At 60.1% G+C, this 7,766-nt stretch carries 6 protein-coding genes; 4 read left to right on the plus strand and 2 right to left on the minus strand.

What is annotated here, in order from left to right; genetic code table 11:
• Positions 1-381: 381 nt before the first annotated feature.
• Both D8U69_RS19035 and D8U69_RS19040 read right to left on the minus strand, forming a co-directional pair.
• A complete protein-coding gene (locus D8U69_RS19035) occupies positions 382-1,026 on the minus strand; it encodes a Pr6Pr family membrane protein (RefSeq protein ID WP_056855217.1) in 645 nt (214 codons plus the stop codon).
• Between the two features lie 2 nt (positions 1,027-1,028).
• Positions 1,029-1,259 carry a VF530 family protein gene (locus D8U69_RS19040; protein ID WP_130907905.1) on the minus strand — a complete coding sequence of 77 codons (231 nt, stop codon included), beginning with the start codon at positions 1,257-1,259 and terminating at the stop codon, positions 1,029-1,031.
• Between the two features lie 377 nt (positions 1,260-1,636).
• Here D8U69_RS19040 and D8U69_RS19050 point away from each other — a divergent pair, with 377 nt between their 5' ends.
• The 4 genes from D8U69_RS19050 to D8U69_RS19065 all read left to right on the plus strand — a co-directional run.
• On the plus strand, positions 1,637-3,019 hold the full coding sequence (locus D8U69_RS19050) for a carbohydrate porin (protein WP_130907907.1): 1,383 nt from the start codon (positions 1,637-1,639) through the stop codon (positions 3,017-3,019).
• A 215-nt stretch (positions 3,020-3,234) separates the two neighbouring features.
• Complete coding sequence (locus D8U69_RS19055; RefSeq protein WP_130907908.1) at positions 3,235-5,643, plus strand: glucose/quinate/shikimate family membrane-bound PQQ-dependent dehydrogenase; 2,409 nt, start codon at positions 3,235-3,237, stop codon at positions 5,641-5,643.
• Positions 5,644-5,937: 294 nt separating this feature from the next.
• Positions 5,938-7,020 carry a hypothetical protein gene (locus D8U69_RS19060; protein ID WP_130907909.1) on the plus strand — a complete coding sequence of 361 codons (1,083 nt, stop codon included), beginning with the start codon at positions 5,938-5,940 and terminating at the stop codon, positions 7,018-7,020.
• A gap of 243 nt (positions 7,021-7,263) precedes the next feature.
• On the plus strand, positions 7,264-7,766 hold a 503-nt coding region (locus tag D8U69_RS19065), incomplete at its 3' end, for an LON peptidase substrate-binding domain-containing protein (RefSeq protein WP_177434582.1).

The following is a 7,766-nucleotide window of genomic DNA, read 5'->3' on the forward strand; positions in this document are numbered from 1 at the left end:
CGTTGGTTACTGGAAGCTGAATGCTGGCGATGATGAGTGATTCAGCCTGACATGATTACTGTGGCGAGGGAGCTTGCTCCCGCTCGGCTGCGCAGCAGTCGCAACATCGGCAAACCGGGTACGTCTGAAGTTCCCCTTCGCAGGTGTTGGCACTGCTTCGCAGCGCAGCGGGAGCAAGCTCCCTCGCCACAAAAGCGTTCAGCATCTCGCCGCTCGCCAACGATCCAGCCCAATCAGCAAAACTGGAATCACCACCCGTTGGTTACTGGAAGCTGAATGCTGGCGATGATGAGTGATTCAGCCTGACATGACTCCTGTGGCGAGGGAGCTTGCTCCCGCTCGGCTGCGCAGCGGGAGCAAGCTCCCTCGCCACAAAAGCATTCAGCATCTCGCCGCTCGCCACCGATCCAGCCCAATCAGCAAAACTGAAATCAGCACGAACCCTAGCAACAAGCCTCCGGCATTGACGAACACCTGTGGATAACCAAGCTTCTCGACATCGATGAACGGATAGGGATAAACCGCCAGCAGATGCCCGCGCAACAGCGCATAGCCGAAGTACACCAGCGGATAAATCATCCACAGGGCGATATGGCGCAAGCGCAAAAAACCCTTGGGTACGCAACACAACCAGTAAACCAGGAACAACCCTGGCATCACGTCATGCATCAGCTCATCGGCCAGCCATTGCCAACCTTCGGGATGCCATAGATGGCGCAATAAAAGGCTGTACACCAGCCCGACCACGACGATGCTCACGGCGATGCCGCTGCTGACCCACGGCTGTAAAAACCAGCGACGCACAGCCGACTCGCGCGAGGTCAGTTCACAGGTCAGGACTGTGGCCACCAGCGTATTGCTCAGCACGGTGAAATAGCTGAAGAAGCTAACCAGCCCACCCAGCAGACTGGCACCCAGCGTCCAGCGTGAATGGAAGATCAGGTACATCTGGATGCTCAAACCGGCCCAACCGAGGATGGCAGCCACGGCCACGAAACGACGTCGCACGGCAGGCGCCTTGAACATGTTCAGAGCGGTCGCTTGGTACGTATCAGTTTCACGTACAAGCGCTCGACCTTCTCCCGTGCCCACGGGGTTTTGCGCAGGAACGTCAGGCTCGACTTGATGCTCGGGTCACTCTTGAAGCAGCGGATATCGATGCGTTCGGCCAGCCCCGACCATTCGTAGTGCTCGACCAGGACATTGAGGATCTGCTCCAGGGTGACGCCATGCAGCGGGTCGTTGTTCTGTTCGGTCATGCCGGGCCTTCAGCGATGTTGGAATGGGGAAGCCGCGCACCTTAGCCGAGCGGCTGTTGCGGTGGAAGCGCTGCATGCGCTATTCGCTAAATGTAGGTGAATTGCGGCCCCTTGCAGGAGCGAGCCTGTCAGCGTTGGTCGTCAACGATAACGCTGGATTGCAGACGCCTCGCGGCGCTCTTGAATTCATCGCGTGCAGGCTCGCTCCTACAGTAATAGGTCGTGACTGTTACCAATTTAGAAAGGATGCATGTCAGGAAAAGCGCTTTCTCTATTTGTAACAGAACATTATGCTTGCGCCCCGCTATCGCTGAAACGCTTCATCCATCTTGCTACGCGTCGTTCATTCCTTAGAAAAAGATTAAGAATTTCCTTCTATGCCTGATTTCCCGCCCTCTCAAGACAGCGCTGTCTCAATGCCGGTCGCCTGTCGAAAAGTCCTGAAAATGCTCGGTGGCTGCACCGCGCTTGGCCTTGCCACTTGTACCCAGGCTGCCCCGGCCTTCGATAGCGATTCACCGTGGATGCTCGGCGACTGGAACGGCACGCGTACAGAACTGGCGGAAAAGGGCTACGACTTCAAAATCGATTACACCGGTGAAATGGGCAGCAATCTGCACGGTGGTTACGATCACGACCGTACGGCGCGTTACAGCGACCAGTTTGGTATGGGTACGCACCTGGACCTGCAAAAGATACTCGGTTGGGACGACGCCGAATTTCAGCTGACCATCACCGAACGCAGCGGCAACAACATCAGCAACGACCGCATCAACGATCCGCGTGTCGGCGGCTTCACATCGGCCCAGGAAGTCTGGGGCCGCGGCCAGACCTGGCGCCTGACACAGATGTGGTATCAGCAGAAATTCTTCGATCAGCAACTCGACATCAAGGTCGGCCGCTTCGGTGAAGGCGAAGACTTCAACAGTTTCCCGTGCGATTTCCAGAACCTGGCATTTTGCGGCTCGCAGGTCGGCAACTGGGCGGGGGACATCTGGTACAACTGGCCGGTCAGCCAGTGGGCGATGCGGGTCAAGTATCACCTGACGCCCGAACTGTACGCACAGGTCGGCGTGTACGAGCAAAACCCGTCGAACCTTGATCGCGACAACGGCTTCAAGCTCAGTGGCAGCGGCACCCAAGGCGCGATTCTCCCGGTGGAATTGGTGTGGACGCCCAGGCTCAATGGCCTGCCGGGCGAATACCGCGTTGGTTACTACTACAGCAACGCCAACGCTACCGACGTCTACAAAGACAGCAATGGCCAGCCCGCCGCCCTGAGTGGCGAAGCCTACCGCAGTGCATCGAGCAAGCATGGTGTGTGGCTCGGCATCCAGCAGCAGATCACCAGCATCGCCAGCGACCACTCCCGCGGCCTGAGCGTGTTCGCCAACGGCACGATGCACGACAAGAAAACCAACGCCATCGACAACTACGTCCAGGCCGGCGTCGTCTACAAAGGCCTGTTCGACGCTCGCGCCAGGGACGATATCGGTTTCGCCATGGCGCGCGTGCACGTCAACCCGGCGTATCGCAAGAACGCCGAGGCAACCAACCAGGCCCACGCGGTTTTCGACTACGACGATCCAGCCTACTTGCCGCCGCAAGACACCGAATACAGCGCCGAACTCTATTACGGCGTTCATGTGAACAACTGGCTGACCGTGCGCCCGAACCTGCAATACATCCGCCACCCCGGTGGCGTGAACGACGTCGATGACGCGCTGATCGGCGGGATCAAGATCCAGTCATCGTTCTAAAAAACAAGCAAAGCCCTTGTAGGAGCGAGGCTTGCCCGCGATGGCGGTGGGTCAGGCAGCCTCAATGCCAAATGACACACCGTCTTCGCGGGCAAGCCTCGCTCCTACAGGAATGGCATCAACCAACCGGTTTTTATCTGAACCCTGCCCGCACAGGATCGTCATCTACAGTGAACTTGCGCGGGACTACTTGAAACGTCACGGAGAATCACACTATGAGCACTGATGGTGCCTTGGGTCGAAGCCGTCTATGGCCAAGCCTGCTTGGCATACTGCTTCTGCTAATGGGCCTGGCCATGCTGGCCGGGGGGATCAAGCTGAGCATGCTCGGCGGCTCGCTGTACTACCTGCTGGCCGGTATCGGCCTGGCGTTGACCGGCATCCTGTTGTTGCTGGCCCGCCGCGCCGCACTGGGCCTGTACGCATTGGTGCTGTTCGCCAGCACCGTATGGGCATTGTGGGAAGTCGGCCTCGATTGGTGGCAACTGGTGCCGCGCCTGGCGATGCTGTTTGCGCTGGGCCTGGTGATGTTGCTGCCGTGGTTTCGTCGTCCGTTGCTGCGTGACGGTGCCGCACCGATGGGCACCGGCGCGCTGGGTGTGGCCGTGGTGCTCGCTGGCGTTACCGCGTTGGCCAGCCAGTTCACCAACCCCGGTGAAATCAAGGGTCAACTGGACCGCGACAGCGTCGATGGCATGACCAACACCGCCCCGGCCATGCCGGAGGGTGACTGGAACTCCTACGGCCGCAGCGCCCACGGTGACCGTTACTCGCCACTGGCGCAGATCACCCCGCAGAACGTGCACAAACTGGTGCAAGCCTGGTCTTATCGCACCGGCGACCTGCCAGGGCCGAACGACCCGGGCGAAACCACCGCCGAAAACACCCCGCTGAAAGTCAACGGCATGCTGTACGTGTGCACGCCGCACAGCCAGGTGATTGCGCTGGACCCGGACACCGGCAAGGAAATCTGGCGTTTCGATCCGAAGCTCTCCACGCAGAACGCGGCGAACTTCAAGGGTTGGGCGCACATGACCTGCCGTGGCGTGACCTATCACGATGACGCGGTGTACGCCTCCGAGCAGAGCCCGACCGGCAGCGCCAGCGCACCGGTGGCCAGTGTCTGCCCGCGCCGGATCTTCCTGCCAACCGCCGATACCCGCCTGATCGCCCTCAACGCCGACACCGGCAAAATGTGCGAAGACTTCGGCGACAAAGGCCAGGTCGACCTGCGCGCCAACATCGGCGGCTTCACGGCCGGTGGTTACTACTCCACTTCGCCGCCAGCGGTCACCAAGGACCTGGTGGTGATTGGCGGTCACGTCACCGACAACGTCTCCACCGACGAGCCAAGCGGCGTGATCCGTGCGTTCGACGTGCACACCGGCAAACTGGTGTGGAACTGGGACAGCGGCAACCCGGACGACACCACGCCGATCGCCGAAGGCAAGGTCTACACCCGTAACTCGCCGAACATGTGGTCGATGTTCGCGGTCGATGAAAAACTCGGCATGCTCTACCTGCCGATGGGTAACCAGACCCCGGACCAGTTCGGTGGCGCGCGTACCCCTGAATCGGAACTGCACGCCGCGGGCCTGACCGCTCTGGACATCGCCACCGGTAAGGTGCGCTGGCACTTCCAGTTCACCCACCATGACCTGTGGGACATGGACGTCGGTGGTCAGCCGACCCTGATGGACCTGAAAACCGCCAATGGCGTGAAGCAGGCCGTCCTGGCGTCAACCAAGCAAGGCAGCATCTACGTGCTCGATCGCAGCACCGGCCAGGCCATCGTGCCGATCAACGAAGTGCCGGTGCCGCAAGGCGCGGTGGAAGGCGATCATACCTCGCCGACCCAACCGAAATCCGACCTCAACCTGATGCCGCCACCGCTGCAAGAACGCGATATGTGGGGCGTGACGCCATTCGACCAACTGATCTGCCGGATCGACTTCAAATCCATGCGCTACGACGGTCCGTTCACGCCGCCATCGCTGCAGGGTTCGATTGTTTATCCAGGCAACTTCGGGGTGTTCGACTGGGGCGGTATCTCGGTTGACCCGGTGCGTCAGATCGCTTTCGTCAACCCGAGCTACATGGCCTTCAAATCGAAAATGATCCCGGCCGCTGAAATCGCCGCCCAAGGCCCGCGCAAAAGCGAAACCGAAGGCGTGCAGCCGAACAAGGGCGCGCCCTATGGCGTAGTCCTCGAAGCGCTGCTGTCGCCGATGGGCTTGCCTTGCCAGGCGCCGGCATGGGGTTATGTCGCCGCCATCGACCTGACGACCCAGCAGAAAATCTGGATGCACAAGAACGGCACCGTGCGCGACAGCTCGCCGGTGCCGATCCCTCTGAGCATGGGCGTGCCAAGCCTGGGCGGCACCTTCACCACCGCCAGTGGCGTCGGTTTTCTCAGCGGCACCCTCGACCAGTACCTGCGCGCCTACGACGTGAAAAACGGCAAGCAACTGTGGGAAGGCCGCCTGCCGGCCGGCGCACAAACCACGCCAATGACCTACACCGGCAAGGACGGCAAGCAATACGTGCTCGTCGTCGCCGGCGGTCATGGTTCACTGGGCACCAAACAGGGTGACTATGTGATTGCTTACAAACTGTCGGAATAAGTTTTAACGGCGGTTAACCGGAAAAGGCGACTCCTGAGAGGGAGTCGCCTTTTTTGTCTGTGTGTCCGGGCCTGGTCTGCTACTTGATGAGGCGTACCGATCAATCGCCAATCGTTCTAAAAAACTGTCAACTTTCACAGTATCTTTCCGCATCTCCGCTGCGCATCATCAACCGTGAACACGTACTCATGGATGACCCGCGGAGCCTTCATGCCTCACACCCAATCAGGCCTTGCAAGGCCGCTACGCGCCCGACATGCAAACGGCAACATGCGAAAGCCGGGAAGCTGAACCATGACAGCCACCACCATACAAGCCCGCGCACCCGGCAAAATCATCCTGATGGGCGAGCACGCCCTCCTTCACGGTTGTCCGGCAATCGCCACATCACTGGGCCTGTATTGCGACGTGCAAGTGCGCCCCCGTAACGACCAATACATAGAGTTGCAGTTGCCCGGTCTTGACCATCATCGCTGTTACACACTGGCAACATTGCTCGACTACCCGAGTCGCGAGGCCCAATTGCGTATCCCGGGTTTTACCCTCACTGGAAAAATCGACGCCGATTACCTGATCAAATGTGCCATTGGCGTAGTGCTGCGCAAGCTGACACCGAATCAATGGCGGGGATTTTCCGTGCGGGTGGAGTCGACCATTCCCATCCATTGCGGATTTGGCAGCTCAGGCGCCTTGGCTGTCAGTCTGGCCGCGGCGCTGTTGCGATTCTTCGATTTGCAACCGCGACAACACCCGCTGGAATCGGTAGCGATGAGCATCGAACGTTACCAGCACGGCCAACCGTCAGGGATCGATCACAACACCAGCCTGCTGGGTTCGACGGTCGAGCGGCGCCCCATGGCCGATGGCAATTTCAAACTGATCGCCTGGCCTAAAAGCACGGCGTGGTTGCAGTTGCGTGACGTACAACTCTACGACACCGGCGCCGCCCGTGAGACCACCGGACAAGTCATCGCCGCCACCCGCCAACGGCTCGAAGGCCCCGACAATGCACTTTTAAAACGCATGCGTCACACCGCTGAACGCTTCCGGGGGCTGTTGCAGCGGCCGGTCCTGATGCCCGCGACACTCAAGCACCTGCTCAAAGAATACGAAGCCGCGCTGGAAAGCCTCGGCGTGGTGCCGAGGAATATCGCCAAACTCATTCGCGTCATCGAAAAGGCCGGTGGCGCGGCGAAAATATGCGGCGCCGGCGCGCTCTCGGGGGACCAGGCCGGCGCACTTCTGGTGATCGGCGCACCCGCGCTACCGGAGTTGTCGCGATACCGCAGAATCGAAGCGCCACTGGCCGTCGATGGCTTGCAGATTCGCGAAGACTGCACACGATCAGCGCCTCGTCACCGAGAAACTTTGCGCTGATCCGGGGCAACTGACGAACCACTGATTTGAACTGGCAGAACAGTCAGGTGCGTCCTTGGCGCAACAGGACTGTGCACTGTGGACAGGTTTTCTCTCCCCTGAATCAATGCGCCGCGCCACAGTCCAGCTAACCTGAATCCCTGCTGAACACACCTTCGAATGATTCATTAACGCCAAGGCATGCATTGAAACCACCGCCAACCTGCCCCATCTAAGACCCATACCCATTGCGCAGGTGCCCCCATGAGCGACCAGCAAGAATTCCCTGAAGACCCGAGCGAATACGCAGACCCGGAAAACGCCACCCACCACACTCCCGGCAAAGGCCTTGCCCTGCCCGGCCAGAACCTGCCGGACAAGGTCTACATCATCCCGATCCACAACCGACCGTTCTTCCCGGCCCAGGTGCTGCCGGTCATCGTCAATGAAGAGCCGTGGGCCGAGACCCTCGATCTGGTCGCCAAGTCCGATCACCATTCCCTGGCCCTGTTCTACATGGACACGCCCCAGGAAGACCCGCGCCATTTCGACACCTCGGCCTTGCCGCTGTACGGCACGCTGGTCAAGGTGCATCACGCCAGTCGCGAGAACGGCAAGCTGCAATTCGTCGCCCAGGGCCTGACCCGGGTTCGCCTGAAAACCTGGCTCAAGCACCATCGCCCGCCGTATCTGGTGGAAGTCGAGTACCCGCACCAGCCCACCGAGCCGACCGACGAGGTCAAGGCCTACGGCATGGCGCTGATCAA

Source organism: Pseudomonas sp. Sample_16, from assembly GCF_004307665.1.
Taxonomy (GTDB): domain Bacteria; phylum Pseudomonadota; class Gammaproteobacteria; order Pseudomonadales; family Pseudomonadaceae; genus Aquipseudomonas.

What these genes read in the sequence shown, in the direction of transcription:
- D8U69_RS19055 (WP_130907908.1), top strand. Translation starts at nt 3,235, where the DNA reads ATGAGCACTGATGGTGCCTTGGGTCGAAGCCGTCTATGGCCAAGCCTG.
- D8U69_RS19035 (WP_056855217.1), bottom strand. Translation starts at nt 1,026, where the DNA reads ATGTTCAAGGCGCCTGCCGTGCGACGTCGTTTCGTGGCCGTGGCTGCC.
- D8U69_RS19060 (WP_130907909.1), top strand. Translation starts at nt 5,938, where the DNA reads ATGACAGCCACCACCATACAAGCCCGCGCACCCGGCAAAATCATCCTG.
- D8U69_RS19040 (WP_130907905.1), bottom strand. Translation starts at nt 1,259, where the DNA reads ATGACCGAACAGAACAACGACCCGCTGCATGGCGTCACCCTGGAGCAG.
- D8U69_RS19050 (WP_130907907.1), top strand. Translation starts at nt 1,637, where the DNA reads ATGCCTGATTTCCCGCCCTCTCAAGACAGCGCTGTCTCAATGCCGGTC.